The following is a 19,802-nucleotide window of genomic DNA, read 5'->3' as shown; positions in this document are numbered from 1 at the left end:
CCTTTACCGATTGTTCTTAATATAACATTTTTATTTCCTTTGTCTCTTCAATCCAAAAAACATTTCACTAATTGAAACTAACATATATACAACAACTAGTGTGATTGTTCGAAATATAGAATCCGCAGTATTTCTTATTATTTTCATTTTCTTTATAATTCCTTTCAGTTTACTCGCAATTTCATGATATACTATAGCATTCAAGCAGTTTGTTTTTATTTAAAGCAAGCATAGTCATTTATCGATAGTATTTTTCTAAAACATTGGCTATTATCAAATCAGATTTTTTATATAACGGAGTGATCATATGAGTAAAACGAAAGCAAAACCGAAAAAAGGTGTAGGACAAGGTACAGGAAGTAAAGGATGGAACCGTTGGCAATCAAGTGCGAAAAAGAAAGCTGCAAAACCATACAAAAGTAAAGGTACAAAGAAATAAAATAAATAGTGGGAGACGAACAACTCCCACTATTTAAAGTTTCACTTTATCTCTTTACTTTGTACAAAACAAAATATAATTATTACAACAAAAAAGCTATGCTTTCATCTCTATGAAAGCATAGCTTTTTCCATATTAAATCATAAGAATATCGCGGATTTCTTCCTCCGTAATAGAAGATAACTTCTCTTCTCCCGGTTCGATAATTTCAGCGATTAAATTTTTCTTACTCTCTTGTAACTCGTGCATTTTTTCTTCAATTGTTCCATGTGCTACTAACTTAATCACTTGCACTGTATTTTTTTGTCCCATTCGATACGCTCTATCCGCAGCTTGTTGTTCAACAGCTGGATTCCACCACAAGTCGTACAATATAACTGTATCTGCACCTGTTAAATTTAGTCCTGTGCCACCAGCTTTTAACGAAATAAGAAATAGATCCCCTTCTCCTTCGTTAAACCGATTGCATAGCTCTACACGTTCTTGCGCTGGTGTACTCCCGTCTAAATAAAAGTATGGAACTGCTTGACGATTTAATTCACGTCCGATTATCGAAAGCATCTTCGTAAATTGGGAAAAGATAAGAATTCTCTTCCCTGTACTTCTGCATTCCTCCAAAATTTCTAGCAGCTGATCAAATTTAGCTGAACTACCTTTATAGTCATCAACAAACAAAGCAGGATGACAACAAATTTGCCGTAGTCTCGTTAAACCAGCTAAAACCCGAATTTTATTTTTACGTAACGTATCTTTATCCAAATGTTTTAACGTTTCTTCTCTTAACTTTGCTAAATAAGCTGCGTAAAGCCTCTTTTGATCTGGTAAAAGTTCTGATGATTGTAAGTGCTCAATTTTTTCTGGGAGTTCGTGTAATACATCACCCTTTAACCTTCTTAACACGAATGGTTTTACCCGCTTCGCAATATCTTCTCGTCTTAAATCACCGAACTCTTTTCTTCCCGGTAATAATTCTGGGAAGACAACGAGGAAGATAGACCATAGCTCTTCTAATGAATTTTCTACAGGTGTTCCTGTTAATCCAAAACGGTACTCCGCCTGCACTGTTTTTACCGCTCTTGCAGTTTGCGTCGTATGATTTTTAAATGCTTGTGCTTCATCAAGAAATAGCGTATGAAATGGCTGCTCATATAACCTTATATCTCTTCTCAGTAAAGGATATGACGTAATGACAACATCAAATTTCGTTATATCTTTTAAAATTTTTCGGCGCTCTGCTTGATTTCCATCGGCAATAACTGCTCTAATATGTGGAGCGAATTTTTTCAACTCGCTAAGCCAGTTGTAAACGAGGGACGACGGAGAAACAACTAATATAGGCAGTTTCTTCTCTCGAATTTCCGGCAAAACAGAGTCTATAAAAGCAATACTTTGCAACGTTTTCCCCAGTCCCATATCATCAGCTAAAATGCCGCCAAAACGATAATAGGCAAGTGTTTTCATCCACTGGAATCCGTATGTTTGATACTCTCTCATTATCGCATCTAAGCCACTTGGCACCGCAAACTTCAGCTTTTTAGGATTTTGAATGTTCTCTACCAATTCTTGAACAGACTCATCTAAACTTAATACGTTTCCTTCTTGCAGTGAATTCATCCATTTCACACTACGAATAAGAGGGACATCTATTTCTTCGCCCTTTAAAAATTCTTTTCGAATACTAGATTCTTTTATAAACTGATTAATATCATTAAACTCTTTACTCTCAAGTGATAGTAGAGCACCACTTGCTAAACGATAATATTTTCGTTTCTCCTCAAGAGCGACTAATACCCCTTTAATTTCTGCCTCTGGAATACCTTTTATATCAAAGCGGAATGATAACCAATCAATTCTCTCTTTCCTTCTAACTCTTATAAGAGGAGCTGTGTCTCCCTTATGAATTCGTAATTTGATTGCTGACGTCGCATAAATATCAACTAAACCTTTTAACGTTGGAACAGCATGATATAAAAAGTTATACTCAGCTTCTTCATTATGCATAAAATAACCGCCTTCCGTTTTCGCAAAGGCACTTTCACTCATAATTTCTAAAATCTCTTTTTCCTTTTTCTCATCACGATTAAAAACAGATGGCTGCCCATCCTCTTCTAACGGATTAATCACGACGTTTCCATAATGAAATTCGAGACCTGCTAACAAACGATTTTTCACTCGATCTAAATACAATTTTGCTTTTAGCGAAGGCGTTTCCACACAATCTGATACTACCTCATCTATTCGCACAGTTCCTAGCTTCATTAACCCTGGTACAACTTTTGCTACAAAGTGCTCCATCTTATCTGCTGGAATATACAATTGGTTACTACTAGAACGATTCATCATTTTTTGTAATTCGATAAGCCGCTTACAATCCTCAGCGTTCAACTGATACAGTTTCCCTCCAAATAGAGCATAACTATACGTATCCATTACTTCTACTTGTTGTAAGCCGTCAATATAAAGTGTAAACCCATCGTTACTCCCTTTATTAAACTCAAAATGTAAAGGAAGTAGCCCTTTTGAAATTTGTAAACCATGAAAAGATTTTCCATCTTGATTAAGTCCCACAAACTCAACTTTAGAAAGTAAAGAAAGCATATCCTTCCATGAAGCTGGCGGTATTAAAATCATACTATCATCTTGTTTTGCATGTACTTCCAGTGTATCCTCATACATTTTTTCATTATGATAAATTTTAATGAGCTGCTGAATAATCGCATCCGTTTCTTGCCTGAAGCTATGTACATCTGGTGTGTATGTAAATTCATTGGAACAATGAAAAGTCTCTCTTTTCTCCACGTTAGAAAGAAATTCTCTAATATGATTTATAAAGTATGTTTTCGCAAGTTTTAACTGAATTCCAAGAAGGGCCCCACCGCTTTTCGTCGCTACTGGTGAACATATAAACGCAACATCTAATATTTCACGTGTATCAAAACGGTGTTGTTTACTTTTTGGCCGCAGTGGTTTGTCTGCAAACAACTGAAACATCCCGCTCGTTAATTGATCATTTCCGCTCATATTTTCGGACATGCCGCCCGTTTGCTGGTTATAATTTATTTGTATTAGTACGGCTGCAACATGTTGACAGTACGTTTGAAAAGACGCTAATGAAGGACAACTACATTTCGCAACAACATCACCTTTTTTAGCTTTTTCTACTGTAACATGAAAATCTTCATTCCCTTTTACCGTTGCCTCGCAAATTTCTTTATTTTCATCATAATGATTTATTATTACTTTATTTGATTTATAATAAGCTTCACCTCTTTTATATGAGGTCTCTCCGCATACTTCTTTAATAATCGATTTATTTAATGTAAAACTCATTTTTTGACACTTCCTTACTGTAAAACCATTTTCTCTTACTTAACATTTTACATGCTTCACGAGAAAATATAAAATGTTGGTTTAACAAAAAAGATACTTATTTATAAACACCTCAGACTGTAAGCAAATAGAGTTTCAGTACTTGTTAAAACTGCCTATTATGCAGGCGATTCTGAAAGCTTCCAGCGTAGTATTTAAATATCTTCTACATTATTCATGTAAAAGTTTTACCGACTATCGCATCAATAATTTAAAAGATATGATTTTATGAAGAAGAGTAATAAAAGTTTTTCACACACACCATTGAGATGGATGTGCAAATTTTGATACAAGGGGCTTACTGTCTATAAAAGGAGGATAAAGTACGTAATTTACATATTTTCATGCGTGCCCTTATATAAGACTGTTATTGCGGCTACTATAAGGATGATCCCCATACAAGCAGGTGCGGCATGCCCAAGTGAAACATAAATTTGCCCTCCAATGATCGGCCCAATCATTCTTGCTAAAGCTTGAACAGATTGACTACCGCCTTGAATCCTTCCTTGTTCACTAGAATCGACAGACTTCGAGAGCATCCCATTGAATGAAGGTCCAAAGATGGAATCACCAAAACCAAATATAAACATTCCAGCGATAAGAAACGGATAAAATGAGAACAAAGCTGATGCTGCAATAAGACTATAACCTATAATCTCCGAAACCATTCCGAGAATTGCTATCTGTTTATCAGTAAGTTTTGTCAAAAGTTTTGGCATTATGAAACTTTGTGAAATGATATCTTGAAATCCCATAATTGAAAACATAAGTCCGATTAACGCAGGCTTCCAACTAAAAGTATCCATTGTAAATTGTGAAAAAATTGCCTGTAAAGATCCATTTGGTATCCAAAGTAAGAATGCTGAGACAAGTAGCCATTTTAAATTTTTCATGGAAAGTATATTTGCAAGCTGTGTAAATGGATTCAATCTTACAAAGGTAATCTCTTTCAATCTATTATTTTTGTCAAGGCTCTCAGGCATATATAAGATTCCATAAACAACATTTAATAAAGTTATTATTGCTCCAAAATACATAGGTACAGAATAACCAAACTTGGCAAGATATCCACCTATAGTTGGTCCAATTACAGTGCCTACTCCTACAACCGCACTTACCCATCCGAAGTATTTCGTTCTTTGTTCTGGAGGAATAATATCTGCAAAATATGCGAAGATAGTGCTTATGCTCCCTCCTGTTATACCTTCTATTATGCGCCCAGCAAATAGTATCCATAGAGCTCCTCCTATGCCAAAAACTAAGTACCCGATTGCGGAACCGAAAAGGCATACTAAAAGTAATGGACGACGACCATATTTATCACTCAAAGCTCCAAGTGCGGGAGCCGCAAAAAATACGCAGACTGCATAAACAGAAGTTAATAGCGTAACGACGACCGCTTGTTCTGCCGAATTACTTGTATATGGCTGCACTAAAAATGGAACGACAGGTATTATAATGCTGAATCCTATTCCGCAAAGAAACACAGAGATGAGACCGAATAGTAAGGCGTGTTTATCTATGACTCGTTCCGTATTATGTTCATTATGTGATCTGAATTTGGACATTTTCATTCTCTCCCCAACAGTTATTTTTGTTTCCTTATCAACAAAACAATAACTCCATTTTGTTTCCTTGTCAACAAAATTACAACAATAAAAAAGGCGGTCCATCCTTGGACTGCCTGCCGTTTCATTTTTATTTTTTGAATAGATTACGACTTAATATGTACACCTTGTTTCTTTATTTCTGTATCCAAATGTCTACTATACTTTTCCACGAAGCTAAGTATACTATCAAATTCTTCCTCGGTTACTTGATCAAACACAACTTTATCCCGTTCTTCAAACTCTTTGTGCAGATCCTCATGTATTTTATAAATTACTTTCCCTTGTTCAGTAAGCCTAAAATAGATTTCTTTCTTATTATCCGACTTCTGATAACTTTCGATAAGGCCTTTTTTTATAAGTTTTTTAGTTATTCTACTTATGGCACCGCGAGTCATATAAAAGGACTCCGCAAGTTTTGTCACGTTAGAATCTACATTTTTTTCAATGTATTCGATACAATGTACTTCAGAAGAATTATAACCCTTAAGACTGTCTTCCATCTTATCCTTATTAAGCCAAACAATCTTATTATATAAGTCCCTGAAACCCACTATGACCTTTTCTTCTTTATTCATGTCCTGTCCTCCTCCCCGTTGGTGCATTAACAATATTATATTTATTTTTTGTTTCTATTCCAACTCTAATTAAAAAAGAGAGTCAAAAGCATGTTAAGCACCAAGAAACTCAATGTCACTTGAACAAGACTTTGTCTACAATCTGAAACACTTATCTCTTTTCATTCTATCTCCATCAACCGTTTCGCCTCAAAATACAACACTTGAATAAACTTTTTCGTATTAATTCGCGTATGTCCAGAAGTTGCTACTTCTTCTTTTGTCATTTCTGTCATCCGTTTTCTAACTACAGTGAAATCAAAAAATTTCGGAGCATAGCTTTCAAATTTCGGATTTGAAAAGTCTGTTAATCCAAGGGAAGCTAAGTGATTTAACGATTGATAAATCGCTCTACGTACCCTTTGTTCAGATGCTTTTCTCTCCTTATCTATATCTGCATCTGAAGCTATATTCTCTAATTTTCTTATAGTTATATGGTGAAAGATATCTTTTAGCGCAGGAAATCCAAATTCAAACGTTTGCTCTTTTTCTTGTCCATATAAATATTCCAACATACTAAGTAAATCTTTACTTCCATTCTCTCCCGCAATACCGAGTTCTGATAATAAATAGCGCCCTGAATCTGCTATTCTTTTTCCTTCCTGCATTGGCTCATTTCGAACTTGCGGCTGTTCCCACTTAAAAACGTTATTCAATGATTTTTGAATATCATGTATAGAGCGCTCTAAACGAATACGTTCCATTACTTTACGTACAACAGATACAACCTCAATTTTATTTAATGGTTTCGTAATATAATATTCAACACCAAGTGTATACGCCTCACCAATAAGCTGTTTCGATTCAACTTGAGAAATCATAATGATTTTCCCTGTAAAAGAGGATGCAATATGGCGAACTGTTTCAATCCCATCTCGCATTGGCATTAATAAATCAATAAATAAAATATCTACTTTTTTAAAATTTAATTGATCCGCTTCAATAAAAGCTCCATCTTCCGACTCTCCAATTACTTCCCCAAGATCGCCATCTTCAATAATTTGTGAAAGCATGGAGCGGAAAACTTCATCATCATCTACGATATAATAAAACAACTTTATTCTCCTTCCCGCTTTAAACTGCACTCCGGTAAACAAACGATAAACTTACACCCTCCGCCAGTTTCTCGGTCTTCTAATCTCACTTCTCCACCTAGCTCTGTTACCATTTCGTTTATGTAAGAAAGTCCAATACCTGTTGAAGGTGTTCCCGCTTGATCATACTTTGAAGTAAATCCTGGCTTAAATACTAATTTCTTATACTTCTGTGCAATACCAGGACCATCGTCAATTACTTCAAAGAATATATGTTTATCTCGTTTATATAGCTTAATAATAATGAGACCTCTACCCTCAATTGCTTCAACTGCATTTGCAACTAAGTTATTAAAAATGGATAAGACCGTGTACACATGATATTCTGCATGCTCACCTTCTATATGTTCCGAAAAACGTATATCTTTTTCTAACATTTCAGCATATTTCTCATTAATTCTTACAATCATTTCCGCTAATTCATGTCCTTCTACATACTCAGCCACATTTTTATCTAATAACAGTTTAGATAGTCCTGCAAAAATTCTTTGATTATCCTTTTTGATTTCGTGCACTTCTCCTGCTATTTTTAATGCTGTTTTGCTATTTAAATCATCGTTCGCTTGTAAGTTTCGATATAGTTGATATGCTTCTTGTGTAATTAACTCAGCATTTTGTAACGTTTTTTTCAAATGGACAGATTCCACATATAAATTAGAGAGGTACATTAACATATTTTCATTTTCTTTTCGAACTTGTGATTCTTTTAACTTCGTTTCATATAAGTTCATCATATTTAAAAAACCAAGTGCAAAGAAACTACGGAAAATAGCAATAATAATTAGTTTATTCACTTCAGAAACTGTTATCGTTGTCCCCAGCACTAACATATGATAAAACGCAAGTTCAGACATACTTGCGATAATTTCAATTGTAATTCCAAGACATCCTATCACAATTGGCTTCTGATGAAACTTATTCACCCTACAAAGCGAAAAAAGACTTCCATAAATAAAATAATAAAAGAACACAGGATAACGCAAATAAAATGATTCTGTCATATGGAATGAACCTTGCAATACCCAGTCAAGACATACACGAAATAAGACTACAGATATACCTACAAGAATACCTGCAGCTGCTGCTGGCACTCTTCTTAAAAATAGTAATAAAAAGAAGAAAAGCGGTGTCCCGAAACTAACACGAAACATATCATTAAAAGGATGAAAATTCAGCTCTCCAGCAATCGGAACAACAACCATTAATATAATTAAAAGATACATATCTTTCTTCCATAATTGATTCCAATTCAAAGGTGCCACTTCCTATGCTTTTTTTCAATTGTAAAAGTGAAAGCCCGCTTATAATTATAAACGGGCTTTATTTCTATATTCTAACCTTTTCTACCGCTTTTATTTGGCGATACTCCGGTTCCCATATTGCTTCTTTTACGGCAATCTTAATATCGTCATCACTTAAGTTCTCTCTAGCAACACCTTCTGCAACTGCAACTTTCGCTACTTCAATCGCAACCAGTTCAGAGATATTACGTAACTCTTCAACTTCTGGCAAAATAGGCGCTCCTGGCTGACTTGTATCTACCATACTTGCAACTGCTTCTGCTGCTGCTGCGAACATTCCATCCGTCATGACGCTTGCACGAACAACAATTGTACCAAGACCTAGTCCTGGGAAAATAAGTGCGTTATTTGACTGTCCAATCACATACGTTACACCGTTATATGTAACCGGTTCAAACGGACTTCCTGTTGCAACTAATGCTTTTCCTTCTGTCCACTCGATTAAATCTGCTGGTTTCGCTTCAGCAAGTGGCGTTGGATTCGACATTGGTAAAATGATTGGTCTTTCTACGTGAGAAGCCATTTCTTTAATAATTTCCTCTTTAAATGCGCCTGCAACAGTAGATGTACCAATTAAAATTGTCGGTTTTACATGTTTCACAACTTCAGCAAGTCCGATAGCATCATTTTGTTTCCAATCACTTACTTCAGCTTCTTTTCTTGCATATGGAATTTGGAAATCAAGAAGATCTTCCATATTATCTGTAACCAACCCATTACGGTCAATACACCAGAAACGATTATGTGATTCTTCGTCTGATAAGCCGACACGAACCATTGCATCTCTTACTTGATCTGCGATACCGATTCCAGCCGTACCAGCACCAAACACAACTACACGGTGTTCACTTAACGGTACACCAGAAGCTTTTACTGCCGATAATACAGCAGCAAGTGAAACTGCCCCTGTACCTTGAATATCATCATTAAATGTACAAACGTCATGACGATATTTATCTAAAATTTTTCGTGCATTTCGAGAACTGAAGTCTTCCCAATGTAGAAGTGCTTTCGGGAATTGTTTATTTACCGCTTGAACAAACGTATCAATAAATTCATCGTAAGCTTCACCTGTTATACGAGGGTGACGATTTCCAATATAAAATGGATTGTTTAATAATTCCTCACGATTTGTACCTACATCTAAAATTACCGGTAATACACGGCTAGGATCGATTCCAACTGCGGCCGTATATACAGCCAATTTCCCGATTGCGATGTTAATTCCACCAACACCCCAATCACCAATTCCTAATATACCTTCTCCATCCGTTACAACGACTAAATCAATGTTTTCAGCTGTTGCACCGATATTTGCAAATGCATCTTCAATACCTGATGGATCGTTAATTGATAAATAAATGCCACGTGGTTTACGGTATTCATGACTATATCTTTGAATTGCTACACCTACAGTTGGTGTATATACAATCGGTAACATTTCACGTAAATGCTCTGTTAAAATACGATAAAATAACACTTCATTTCGATCATGTAACGCTGTTAAGTATACATTCTTTAATAAATCATCCGGCTGAGAACTAAATTGTTCATACGCTCGGCGTGCTTGTTCTTCTAACGTTAAAACCGCTGGCGGTAATAACCCTTTTAAACCTAACTCTTCTCTTTCCTCTTGTGTGAAAGCTACCCCTTTATTTAAAAGTGGTGTTGATAATACTTCTGCTCCTCTTAATGTTGTTTCTAATGCACCATTAGAAGCCACTGTAAACTTACTCATAACATCCCTACCTCTATTCATATATAGCATTTCTATATTGTAAACAAAAAAGAGGGGATTGTCCCCCTCTTCTTTTAATTTTTCTTTAAAAGAGTTGCTCCTGCAATCCCTGGGTGTGTCATTTCGAATGGATCTAGAATTAACTCTAATTCTTCTTGTGACAATACACCATTTTTCACACATAGTTCTCGAACGGATTGCCCTGTCGCAATTGCTTCTTTCGCAACGCGAGCTGCTGCTTCATAGCCGATATGAGGGTTCACGGCTGTAATAATTCCTACACTCTTCTCAACGTACTCTTTTAAGCGATCTTCATTCGCTTCAATTCCTTTTAAGCAATTATCTGTAAAGGCACGGAAACCGTTATTCATAATGCTAATAGATTGAAGTAAGTTGAAAACAAGTACTGGTTCCATAACATTTAATTCTAATTGTCCTGCTTCTGAAGCAAGGCAAATTGTATGGTCGTTACCAATTACTTGGAACGCAATTTGATTAATTACTTCTGGCATAACAGGGTTTACTTTCCCTGGCATAATAGATGAACCTGGTTGACGAGCTGGTAGCATAATTTCCGCTAATCCAACGCGTGGACCTGATGCCATTAGACGAAGGTCGTTCGCAATTTTAGACATGTTCATCATACATACTTTAAGTGCTGCAGATACTTCAGTGTACGCATCCGTATTTTGAGTTGCATCTACTAAATCTTCTGCACCAACAAGTGGTAGTTCACTAATTGTAGCTAAATGTTTTACAACTGCTTCAATATATTCTGGATCTGCATTTAAGCCTGTACCAACTGCAGTTGCTCCCATATTTACTTCATATAAATGTTGACGTGATTGCTTGATACGTTTCATGTCACGTTCAAGTACGCGGGAGTATGCTTTAAATTCTTGTCCAAGACGAATTGGCACAGCATCTTGTAAATGTGTACGACCCATTTTAATAACATGATCGAACTGTTCTGCTTTTAATTCAAATACATCATGCATATAACCCATTGTTTGTAATAAGCCTTCTAATGCATTTAATGTTGCAATATGAATCGCTGTTGGGAATGCATCGTTTGTTGATTGTGCCATATTTACATGACTGTTTGGACTAATATAATCATAGTCTCCCTTTTCCATTCCTAATAATTCAAGGGCACGATTGGCAATGACTTCATTTGCGTTCATATTCATTGAAGTTCCTGCACCACCTTGAATTGGATCAACGATGAAATGATCATGCCATTTCCCCTCAAGGATTTCTTGTGATGCTTCTGCGATAGCACCACCCTTTTTCAATTCCAATCTTCCTACATCTGCATTAGCAAGTGCTGCCGCTTTTTTTACAATTGCTAACGCTTTAATTAAACCTTCATGGACTTTGTATCCTGTAATCGGGAAATTCTCCACTGCACGCATTGTTTGTACACCGTAGTACGCGTAATTTGGTACTTCTTTTTCACCTAAAAAATCTTTTTCAATTCGTACTCCATTTTTAACTTCAGTTAATGTTGCCATGATTACTCACTCCTTAACAATCTCTTACGCTGCTTTTGTTTGTTTGACCGTTTCTACATATTGTTTTGCTTTCTCATCATCGAATTCGCCTTCCCACTTCGACATAACAATGGCAGCTAATGCATTTCCTAATACATTGACAGCTGAGCGAATCATATCTAAAATGCGGTCAATTCCCGCAATTAATGCGATGCCTTCTAGCGGTAAGCCCATTGATCCTAACGTCGCTAATACAACAACGAATGATGCACCCGGAACTCCCGCCATACCTTTGGATGTTAACATGAGAACGAATAATAGCGTTATTTGCTCCGTCAGTGACATGTGTACACCGTACATTTGTGCAACAAACAATGCCGCTAACGCTTGATAAATAGCTGATCCAGTCAAGTTAAATGTATAACCTGTCGGAATTACGAAAGAGGCAACTGCCTTTGGACAACCGAACTCTTCCATTTTTCTCATTATATTAGGTAAAACAGCTTCTGAACTTGCTGTCGTAAATGAAAGAATAAGTTCTTCTTTTAAAATTTTTATTAATGTAAAAATGTTTACTCCGACCATTCGTGCATTAATACCTAATACAATCACAACGAATAGTATAACAGTTACGTATACAGCTAGCACTAGTTTTCCTAAAGGAAGTAGTGTTGCTACACCAAATTTTGCAACCGTAACAGCAATTAATGCGAATACACCAAATGGTGCGAATTTCATCACTTGATTTGTAACCCAAAACATCGCTTCGAGTACACCTTCAAAAAAGTTAAAAACAGGCTTTCCCTTTTCACCGATTGCTGCAACTCCTAAACCGAATAGTACTGAGAAGAATATAATCGGTAATAAGTCACCTTGTGTAATAGACTCAAATATATTTTTCGGTACAATATGAACAATCGTTTCTGCAAAGCCTTTCTTCTCTGTTGCATCTGCTGTTTGTTTATAAGAAGAAATATCACTTTGCTGTAAATTACTCATATCAACGCCAGTACCTGGTTGGAATATATTCGCTGCAAGTAATCCCATTAAAATAGCAATCGTCGTAATAATTTCGAAATAAAGAATTGTCTTACCGCCCAGTTTCCCAAGCTTTTTCATATCTCCTACACCAGCTACCGCAACAATTAATGCTGAAATAACAATCGGTACTACAATCATCTTAATTAAGTGAATAAATATATCCCCAATTGGTGTGATATAAGAAATCGCCGTTTTATTGCCATAAAAGACTGCCCCTACTACAATCCCTAAAACAAGCGCGACAAAAATTTGTGTTGCCAATCCGAATTTTTTCATTTATGTTCATCCCCTTCATGCGAACGCTTTCAATTTGAATTTATAAAAGCTACTCACACATCATATAAGCGAACCTACAAAATCATACAAAAACCTACAAGTTCGTCACAAAAAATTCAAATTTATTTCTTATAATATTCATTGACACTTTTTTATAAAAAAGAAATAAAATAACCTTGATAAAACATCAGATTATTTCGTATAATCTAAAAGATATACGTATTCTAAATAAATGGGGATGAAAAGGAGTGGATGTTATGAAAAATCACGTGAAGAAGTTCATCATATCTATTTCTTTTCTATTTCATTTTCTTACGAAGGAACAAAGGCATTAGCCTTTGTTCCTTTTTTATTGCAATCTATATAGGGGGAATTGTTATGAAACCATATAAACGCGTCTTAATTAAACTAAGTGGCGGCGCACTTGCTGATCAATCTGGAAATAGCTTTAACTCCAAACGATTAGAACATATCGCAAACGAAATAATATCCATTATTGACCTAGATATCGAAGTATCCATTGTCATCGGCGGCGGTAACATTTTCAGAGGTCATCTAGCTGAAGAATGGGGAATTGATCGTGTAGAAGCTGATAATATCGGTACGCTAGGTACGATTATTAACAGCTTAATGCTTCGCGGCGTTTTAACAAGTAAAACAGATAGAGAAGTACGCGTTATGACTTCCATCCCTTTTAATGCAGTAGCTGAACCATATATTCGCCTACGTGCAGTACATCATTTAGATAACGGTTATGTTGTCATATTCGGTGGTGGTAACGGGCAACCATTCGTTACAACAGATTACCCAAGTGTACAAAGAGCCATTGAGATGAATAGCGACGCCATTTTGGTCGCAAAACAAGGTGTAGACGGTGTCTTTACAAGTGATCCAAAATATAATAAATCAGCGAAAATGTATCGAAAACTGAACTATAACGATATTGTTAGGCAAAACATACAAGTAATGGATCAAGCAGCTTTATTGCTTGCTCGAGATTATAATTTACCGGCACACGTCTTTAACTTTGATGAGCCTGGCGTTATGAAAAGAATTTGTTTAGGTGAACATGTTGGGACGTTGATTAATGATGATGTTTCGATGCTTGTGCATGAAAAATAGTATTTTTCATCGGAAGTTTTGTCCACCCCCCACTAATTATTAGCCTTCTCCAATCGGGCTTTTACGAGCAGTTGATCTCCCACCTAACGTCTTTGCTTTAGCCGCATTTTGAAGAGGGAATCTTACTGCTCGTTAATACGAGATCAATAGTCCCCTAATTTGTATAACAAGGGGACTTAAATTTTTATCGTAAACTTATCAGGGTCATTAATAATGTTAGAATTTCTTTACGAAAGCTCTTCCGAATCCCACACTTCAATAAATTCAAAACCTTTTAAATCACTTTGTTCAATTAAAACCTTCAATTCATCCGAAATAAAAACAGCCGTAGGATGAATTTTTCCATTTATGTAAACCTTAAATATCATTTCATTTTGAACTATATTAAAATCAAATGCGAACTTTTCACAACCTACTATAAGGCCTGTAATCAGTTTTTTAAAGATTGCTTTATCACTATCAATTGCATCTAGTACATTCAATACATGAACTAAATAATATATTTCACTATTTGAGTTACGTATAAGGGGTAAGAATTCAACATCAGTACCTACTATAGACTCTAATAATTTTTTTGCCTTTTCACTAACCATTAGGGCACCAATTTCTCCCCAGAAGTGCGGAAAATCACTGGCCTTTCCTTCCTCTAAACATTCAATAGGTAGCTTTCTCCATGAATCTACTAATTTTATTGTAGAGTTAAACTTCCCTTCAAAAAACTTTTTATCTTCTTTATAATTTAATAATTGAAAAGACTCATAGTTATCAGAGAAATTTCTTAATTCCCAAATCTTCATAGCTATTCTCCTTTACTACTGAGTGATATATTGTTGTTTCTGAAACCTTACTTATTCATAATAAACAGCTTATGCAAATACATAAGCTTCTTATATTTTATTTATTACTCTCTTGGGTATTAATTAACATCATTAATCTGATGTACTTTTATTAAATTCCTTTACGAAAGCTCTTCCGAATCCCACACTTCAATAAATTCAAAACCTTTTAAATTACTTTGTTCAATAAGAACCTTTAACTCGTCCGAAATAAAAACAGCCGTAGGATGAATTTTTCCATTTATGTAAACCTTAAAAATCACTTCATTTTGAACTATATTAAAATCAAATGCGAACTTTTCACAACCTACTATAAGGCCTGTAATCATTTTTTTAAAGATTGCTTTATCTCCATCAATTGCATCTAGTACATTCAACACGTGGACCAAATAATATACCTCACTAGTTGAATTGCGTAAAAGTGGTAAGAATTCAACATTTTCACCTATTAAAGGTTCAAGTACTCTCTTGGCTTTTTCACTAATCATTGGTGCACCAATTCCTCCCCAAAATTTAGGGAAATCACTATAATTACCTCCTTCTACACACTCTATCAATATATTGCCCCATAAATTTGCTAAATGAGTTATTGAATTTATTTTTCCATCAATATATTTTTTATGGTCCCCCTCAAAATTTAACAACTGGAAAGATTCAAAGTTATCTAACACGCTCTTTAATACCCATATTTTCATGCTTATTCCCCTTAACTATTCTTTTATCTTCTAAAGTAAACTAGAATGTTACGTAACAAAAAATCGTTTACTACTATTTACTTTGTGATTCTAAAATATATCTTGAATATGAATTACCATCCCTTTCTATACTTATTCATAATAAAAAGCTTATACAAGTGCATAAGCTTTTTATTTTTTACTCTCTTAGATATGGATTCCCATTAATAATCTAATTAAATTAGATTTCTTTACGCACCCTCTTCTGAATCCCACACTTCAGTAAATTGAAAACCTTTTAATTCACTCTCTAAAATTGCATTTTTGAATTGATCTGATACTAAAAGATAGTTAGGATGTACCTTCCCATTTATATTCAATTTAAAAACTGGTTCGTGCTGGACAACATAAGGAATAAATACAAATTTTTTACATCCTATTATTAAACCTGAACTTAACTTATCAAAGATTGTTTTATTAGTATCAAGTGCTTCCAACACCCTTAAAACATGCATAGCATAGTATTTTTTGTTTGTTTGTTTATGAATTAATGGTAAAAATTCAATATTATCTCCTACTATAGGTTCTAAAACATTCTTGGCTTTTTCACTAATTATTTGTACACCAGACTTTCCCCAAAAAATAGGGGAATCGCTTGATTTCCCTTCATCTGTTACCTCAATAAACTTAGGCGTCCATGAATCTGACAAACTCACCATAGAGTTAAAACTAGTTTTAAAATATTTTTTATCCTCTTCATAGTTCAATAATTGAAAGGTTTCATAATCATCAGTCGAGCTTTTTAATTGCCAAATCTTCATATATATTCTCCTTTATTATTACCATTTATATAGTTATTTCTTGGGTTCATTTAATCGTAAATTACCTTCTAATAAATCTCTTCCTATTCCATGTAACACTGTTTGGGTTCACATTCCTTATTTAATTCTTGTAAAAAAATAAAAAACAAACTAACCTTTAAAATGTTAGTTCGTTTTTAATAAATCATTAAATTAATATCAGGCAATTAAAAATGAATTTCAAATTATATTTAACATTAATTATTTTTATCCATTGGTATTGTATTTAGTGCTAAACCAATAGATCCTAATTTTTCAATTAATTTTTTTGCTTTACCATATGGAGCTCCTTTTACTAATGTAAAAGGAAGGTTTTTCGATCCTTTTAATAGTTCCCCTGTTGAAATATCAAGTGCTAGTACACTTTTTATCTTTACTAAATCTTTTAATCCTCCATTAGGAATTTCTATTAACACTATATTACACGTATCAGGGATTTCTTCTTTTATTTTCTGTATTTTTTGATTCAAACACCCCGTATTAACCCAATCAATAAAATCTAATGTAACTACAGTGGCATGATTTGGATTCATATCACCAGAATCAACAGCCCTTACTTCTCGTACATCTGCACCTTGCGACATTAAAAAAACATTGCCACTACCATCATCACCAATAGCAACATAACCATTTGCATATTCTGTTACTTCCCAAGTCTCATTTCGTTCTATAATATCATCAGTACCATAAATTATTAATCCTCCACCTATAGAAAAACCATTTGTATATTTCAATAAATCTTTATGTACATTTGGTAATTCAACTTTCATTACATCTTCTATTTCTTGAATTTTAATATCATTTGCTGGCTTATTTTTTATTAAACCAGAAACATTAGATAAATTTATCATTTTTTCACAAAACCTCCCAAACTATCAAAATATTTATAAGCATCTACCAATACTTTTCTTGCAGTTTTCTGATCAACTCCTGCCTCAATCATTTCTCTATAGCTTACATTAAATTCATAATTTATATCAGTATCATATCCTTCAAGCCTTCTTCGCTTTCTTTGCATAGCAGAAATTTTCGCATGAGGTAAACCAGAACTTGATGGTAAAAGTATTGCTTGAGCTTTCTTTTCGTTATAATCAAATCCACCCTTAATAGCCCATCTTTTAGCCCATTCATTTTGTATAGGATGATGTGATTGTATTCGATTATCAGCAGCTATATTTTTATTTCCTGGAGCACGATTAACCGCCGGACTTAAATAACCATGTTCATCGATATCTCCTTTTTGATATCCCCCTGGTCTTTTTGCATTTCCTAGCTTTATATTCATTCCGTTATTTGGACTACTTGCTTTAACCAAATAATCTTTCATTGTAGGTATTTCAATTTTCATAGAACCCATACCTGCAATAGCCAGACGGTCTCCCATTTGCAAATTATTTGTAACATGGGATAAACCTTTTGTTAATGTAGTTACATTGCCCATTTGCCCCAATTTACTTACTTTACTTAATCCTTTATCACCAATAAGTCCAAGTCCAATTTGTGTAAAAGCATAACTTCCCCACTTAGCACGACTTTCAGCGTCTCCATTTATTACATCATTAATAAATGAATCTGACAATGTGTTCCACATAGCAGGTAAGGTTTCATTTAAATGAGTAACAGCGTATCCCATGTTCTCCCACGTTTCCCATTTACCAAGTGCCACAACACCATCTATTGTATCTTCAACAGCTTGACCCGTACCTTCTAAAATACCATCTATAATTTTTTCAGATATAGATTTTTCGGGAGGTTTCTTGCACACAGCTCCCTCTTCCATTGATCCTTTCTTTAAGAGATTATCAACTTGACGTTTTCTTTCATCAGCAATTTCTTGAATCGAAACGGTCCAATCCATATTTAACCCTTGTGTACTAAACGTACCACTTACAGGACTAAATCCTTTCCCGCTTTGGACTTCAGCAAGGCCGGCAGTAATGCTAGCCACTAGTTGAAGAGCTGTGTTGTAGTTATTACTAGACGTATAGTTAAATTCATATAGATGTTCTAATTTTTCTTGCAGTTTTTTTCTCATCTCCACTAAAACAATAACCATAGCATCTATTCCAGGCAATACTGTAGCAATACTAATCGCTTCTATACTTGCGACCATTCGATTAATTTCTTGAATTTGCTCTCTTATTTCTTGTTCGATGACATCTGTGGAAGCAACTTGTGATTGAAAATCGCCTGGAAACGCATCATTTTGACGAATTAATTCTTCACATAAATAAATGATACCTTGTGCTAAAGGACGAAAAGTTTGGACAAAAAATATTTTTGCACTACTATATGTTTGCCCTTGTAAAACTGTATCAGTTGCAAAGGTATCAATTGATTGGATTGCTTGCTCCATAGCTTGGATAGTAGCGACACATACAGCGTTCATGCTTTGGGTCTGATTTTTTACTTCCCCTACATACATATTTAAACTCATGCTTTATCCTCCCTTTTTAATCGCTGTTGCCGATATGTAAGGTCGGTTTCTAAATCAATAAGATTGCGTCTTTCTTTAAGTAATGTTTCTTTTTGATTTTCCAATTCAAATGTTAATTTCCGCTCAATATGCTGCGACTCTTGAAGCTTATTCATAAAAAAATTAGAAACTTCTTTATCACCATGCCATGTTTCTAAAACTCTATTAAATAAACGATTATTTCGACTTCTCAATTCATGAAAGTCCATTTCTGTTTGTCTCTGGATTTGAATCGCAGCTTGATTTCGATCTTGTTTCTCGAATACTATCCGTAATTCTTGATTTAATTGGTCTACTTGCTTTTCAATGTCTTGACTCATCTTATTCTTCCTATCCTTCTCCCTTTACCCTAGGTTGTCACATTAGCGAAATGTATTTTGTAGTTCATTATCCATTCTTTCAAAATCCTTAGCTGCTAAATGAATATTATCAACTGCTTTTTGAAAGGCTCCACAAAATTGTCTAGTCAAATCTAGCATTTGTTGATTCGCTTCTTGCGCCTGGGCATTAACAGTTAGTGTAGTACGGCTCGCCTTTGTGATAGAACGATTTGTTGCACTTTGGATTGTATTCGAGGCATTTCTCATTTGAGTGGCGATTTGTGTAGCCGTTTGAAAATTACTTTGAAAGTTCCCCATCATTTAAACCCCTTTTAGTTTCAAAATTATAATAAAATTATATCACGTTACTCATTTTGATTTATCGAAAATTTCAGTTATGAAACTACAGTTTTTTAAGCATTCAACTAGAACTCACTTAGAACTCTTAATCAAAATAGAGGCATTAGTTTAACTTTAATTTAACTACATATTGAATTTTTTACCGAAGCGCAAATGAAGACGGAGGGGCACCCGCCAGA

The 19,802-nt window shown here is 34.7% G+C and carries 17 protein-coding genes; 2 read left to right on the top strand and 15 right to left on the bottom strand.

The features are described 5' to 3' along the window. Positions 1–307 precede the first annotated feature (307 nt). The gene (locus NSQ69_RS09110; RefSeq protein ID WP_000047589.1) at positions 308–439 is read left to right on the top strand and encodes a DUF3934 family protein; all 132 of its coding nucleotides are present in this window, start codon (positions 308–310) and stop codon (positions 437–439) included. Positions 440–574: 135 nt separating this feature from the next. On the opposite strand, the gene NSQ69_RS09105 is transcribed toward NSQ69_RS09110, so the two are convergent. From NSQ69_RS09105 to NSQ69_RS09070, 8 genes are all read right to left on the bottom strand, one after another. Then, the gene (locus NSQ69_RS09105) at positions 575–3,769 is read right to left on the bottom strand and encodes an SNF2 helicase associated domain-containing protein (protein WP_341099183.1); all 3,195 of its coding nucleotides are present in this window, start codon (positions 3,767–3,769) and stop codon (positions 575–577) included. Between the two features lie 371 nt (positions 3,770–4,140). Further along, complete coding sequence (locus tag NSQ69_RS09100) at positions 4,141–5,376, bottom strand: MFS transporter (protein WP_033730545.1); 1,236 nt, start codon at positions 5,374–5,376, stop codon at positions 4,141–4,143. A 146-nt stretch (positions 5,377–5,522) separates the two neighbouring features. Beyond that, a complete protein-coding gene (locus tag NSQ69_RS09095; RefSeq protein ID WP_001030885.1) occupies positions 5,523–5,993 on the bottom strand; it encodes a MarR family transcriptional regulator in 471 nt (156 codons plus the stop codon). Between the two features lie 161 nt (positions 5,994–6,154). After that, positions 6,155–7,087, bottom strand: a complete 933-nt coding sequence (locus tag NSQ69_RS09090; RefSeq protein ID WP_016126761.1) for a response regulator — start codon at positions 7,085–7,087, stop codon at positions 6,155–6,157. 2 nt (positions 7,088–7,089) lie between these two features. After that, complete coding sequence (locus NSQ69_RS09085; RefSeq protein ID WP_002012226.1) at positions 7,090–8,388, bottom strand: sensor histidine kinase; 1,299 nt, start codon at positions 8,386–8,388, stop codon at positions 7,090–7,092. 64 nt (positions 8,389–8,452) lie between these two features. Further along, a complete protein-coding gene (gene malS / locus NSQ69_RS09080) occupies positions 8,453–10,165 on the bottom strand; it encodes an oxaloacetate-decarboxylating malate dehydrogenase (RefSeq protein ID WP_002012227.1) in 1,713 nt (570 codons plus the stop codon). A 74-nt stretch (positions 10,166–10,239) separates the two neighbouring features. Next, positions 10,240–11,679 (bottom strand): aspartate ammonia-lyase, encoded by a 1,440-nt coding sequence (aspA, locus tag NSQ69_RS09075; protein WP_002012229.1) that lies wholly within the window; start codon positions 11,677–11,679, stop codon positions 10,240–10,242. A 24-nt stretch (positions 11,680–11,703) separates the two neighbouring features. Continuing rightward, positions 11,704–12,975, bottom strand: coding sequence for a cation:dicarboxylate symporter family transporter (locus NSQ69_RS09070; RefSeq protein ID WP_002130957.1), 1,272 nt, complete (start codon positions 12,973–12,975; stop codon positions 11,704–11,706). Positions 12,976–13,353: 378 nt separating this feature from the next. Here NSQ69_RS09070 and pyrH point away from each other — a divergent pair, with 378 nt between their 5' ends. After that, the gene (pyrH, locus tag NSQ69_RS09065) at positions 13,354–14,097 is read left to right on the top strand and encodes a UMP kinase (RefSeq protein ID WP_003188660.1); all 744 of its coding nucleotides are present in this window, start codon (positions 13,354–13,356) and stop codon (positions 14,095–14,097) included. Between the two features lie 227 nt (positions 14,098–14,324). Here pyrH and NSQ69_RS09060 read toward each other — a convergent pair whose 3' ends face one another. The 7 genes from NSQ69_RS09060 to NSQ69_RS09030 all read right to left on the bottom strand — a co-directional run bounded on the left by NSQ69_RS09060 (position 14,325) and on the right by NSQ69_RS09030 (position 19,584). Further along, positions 14,325–14,894, bottom strand: coding sequence for an imm11 family protein (locus NSQ69_RS09060; RefSeq protein ID WP_340803337.1), 570 nt, complete (start codon positions 14,892–14,894; stop codon positions 14,325–14,327). Positions 14,895–15,055: 161 nt separating this feature from the next. Continuing rightward, the gene (locus tag NSQ69_RS09055; protein WP_341099182.1) at positions 15,056–15,628 is read right to left on the bottom strand and encodes an imm11 family protein; all 573 of its coding nucleotides are present in this window, start codon (positions 15,626–15,628) and stop codon (positions 15,056–15,058) included. Between the two features lie 230 nt (positions 15,629–15,858). Then, complete coding sequence (locus NSQ69_RS09050; RefSeq protein ID WP_002016936.1) at positions 15,859–16,428, bottom strand: imm11 family protein; 570 nt, start codon at positions 16,426–16,428, stop codon at positions 15,859–15,861. 236 nt (positions 16,429–16,664) lie between these two features. Further along, positions 16,665–17,318 carry an SMI1/KNR4 family protein gene (locus NSQ69_RS09045; RefSeq protein WP_088038058.1) on the bottom strand — a complete coding sequence of 218 codons (654 nt, stop codon included), beginning with the start codon at positions 17,316–17,318 and terminating at the stop codon, positions 16,665–16,667. Then, positions 17,315–18,904 carry a T7SS effector LXG polymorphic toxin gene (locus tag NSQ69_RS09040; protein WP_341099181.1) on the bottom strand — a complete coding sequence of 530 codons (1,590 nt, stop codon included), beginning with the start codon at positions 18,902–18,904 and terminating at the stop codon, positions 17,315–17,317. Before NSQ69_RS09040 ends, NSQ69_RS09045 begins: the two co-directional genes overlap by 4 nt. Beyond that, positions 18,901–19,263, bottom strand: a complete 363-nt coding sequence (locus NSQ69_RS09035) for a DUF3958 family protein (RefSeq protein ID WP_002126715.1) — start codon at positions 19,261–19,263, stop codon at positions 18,901–18,903. Before NSQ69_RS09035 ends, NSQ69_RS09040 begins: the two co-directional genes overlap by 4 nt. Positions 19,264–19,305: 42 nt before the next feature. Continuing rightward, entirely contained in the window at positions 19,306–19,584 is a 279-nt protein-coding gene (locus NSQ69_RS09030; RefSeq protein WP_002126714.1) for a TIGR04197 family type VII secretion effector, read from the bottom strand. Positions 19,585–19,802 lie beyond the last annotated feature (218 nt).

The sequence above is a fragment of the Bacillus sp. FSL R10-2201 genome (assembly GCF_038008665.1).
In the GTDB taxonomy this organism is placed as follows: Bacteria; Bacillota; Bacilli; order Bacillales; family Bacillaceae_G; genus Bacillus_A; species Bacillus_A mycoides.
The sequence above is the reverse complement of the archived record's forward strand: the minus strand, read 5'-3'. Positions and strand labels throughout refer to the sequence as shown.

Coding starts and splice junctions, on each gene's coding strand:
- pyrH (WP_003188660.1), top strand. CDS start 13,354: ATGAAACCATATAAACGCGTCTTAATTAAACTAAGTGGCGGCGCACTT.
- NSQ69_RS09040 (WP_341099181.1), bottom strand. CDS start 18,904: ATGAGTTTAAATATGTATGTAGGGGAAGTAAAAAATCAGACCCAAAGC.
- aspA (WP_002012229.1), bottom strand. CDS start 11,679: ATGGCAACATTAACTGAAGTTAAAAATGGAGTACGAATTGAAAAAGAT.
- NSQ69_RS09100 (WP_033730545.1), bottom strand. CDS start 5,376: ATGTCCAAATTCAGATCACATAATGAACATAATACGGAACGAGTCATA.
- malS (WP_002012227.1), bottom strand. CDS start 10,165: ATGAGTAAGTTTACAGTGGCTTCTAATGGTGCATTAGAAACAACATTA.
- NSQ69_RS09060 (WP_340803337.1), bottom strand. CDS start 14,894: ATGAAGATTTGGGAATTAAGAAATTTCTCTGATAACTATGAGTCTTTT.
- NSQ69_RS09035 (WP_002126715.1), bottom strand. CDS start 19,263: ATGAGTCAAGACATTGAAAAGCAAGTAGACCAATTAAATCAAGAATTA.
- NSQ69_RS09045 (WP_088038058.1), bottom strand. CDS start 17,318: ATGATAAATTTATCTAATGTTTCTGGTTTAATAAAAAATAAGCCAGCA.
- NSQ69_RS09070 (WP_002130957.1), bottom strand. CDS start 12,975: ATGAAAAAATTCGGATTGGCAACACAAATTTTTGTCGCGCTTGTTTTA.
- NSQ69_RS09095 (WP_001030885.1), bottom strand. CDS start 5,993: ATGAATAAAGAAGAAAAGGTCATAGTGGGTTTCAGGGACTTATATAAT.
- NSQ69_RS09030 (WP_002126714.1), bottom strand. CDS start 19,584: ATGATGGGGAACTTTCAAAGTAATTTTCAAACGGCTACACAAATCGCC.
- NSQ69_RS09055 (WP_341099182.1), bottom strand. CDS start 15,628: ATGAAAATATGGGTATTAAAGAGCGTGTTAGATAACTTTGAATCTTTC.
- NSQ69_RS09105 (WP_341099183.1), bottom strand. CDS start 3,769: ATGAGTTTTACATTAAATAAATCGATTATTAAAGAAGTATGCGGAGAG.
- NSQ69_RS09110 (WP_000047589.1), top strand. CDS start 308: ATGAGTAAAACGAAAGCAAAACCGAAAAAAGGTGTAGGACAAGGTACA.
- NSQ69_RS09050 (WP_002016936.1), bottom strand. CDS start 16,428: ATGAAGATTTGGCAATTAAAAAGCTCGACTGATGATTATGAAACCTTT.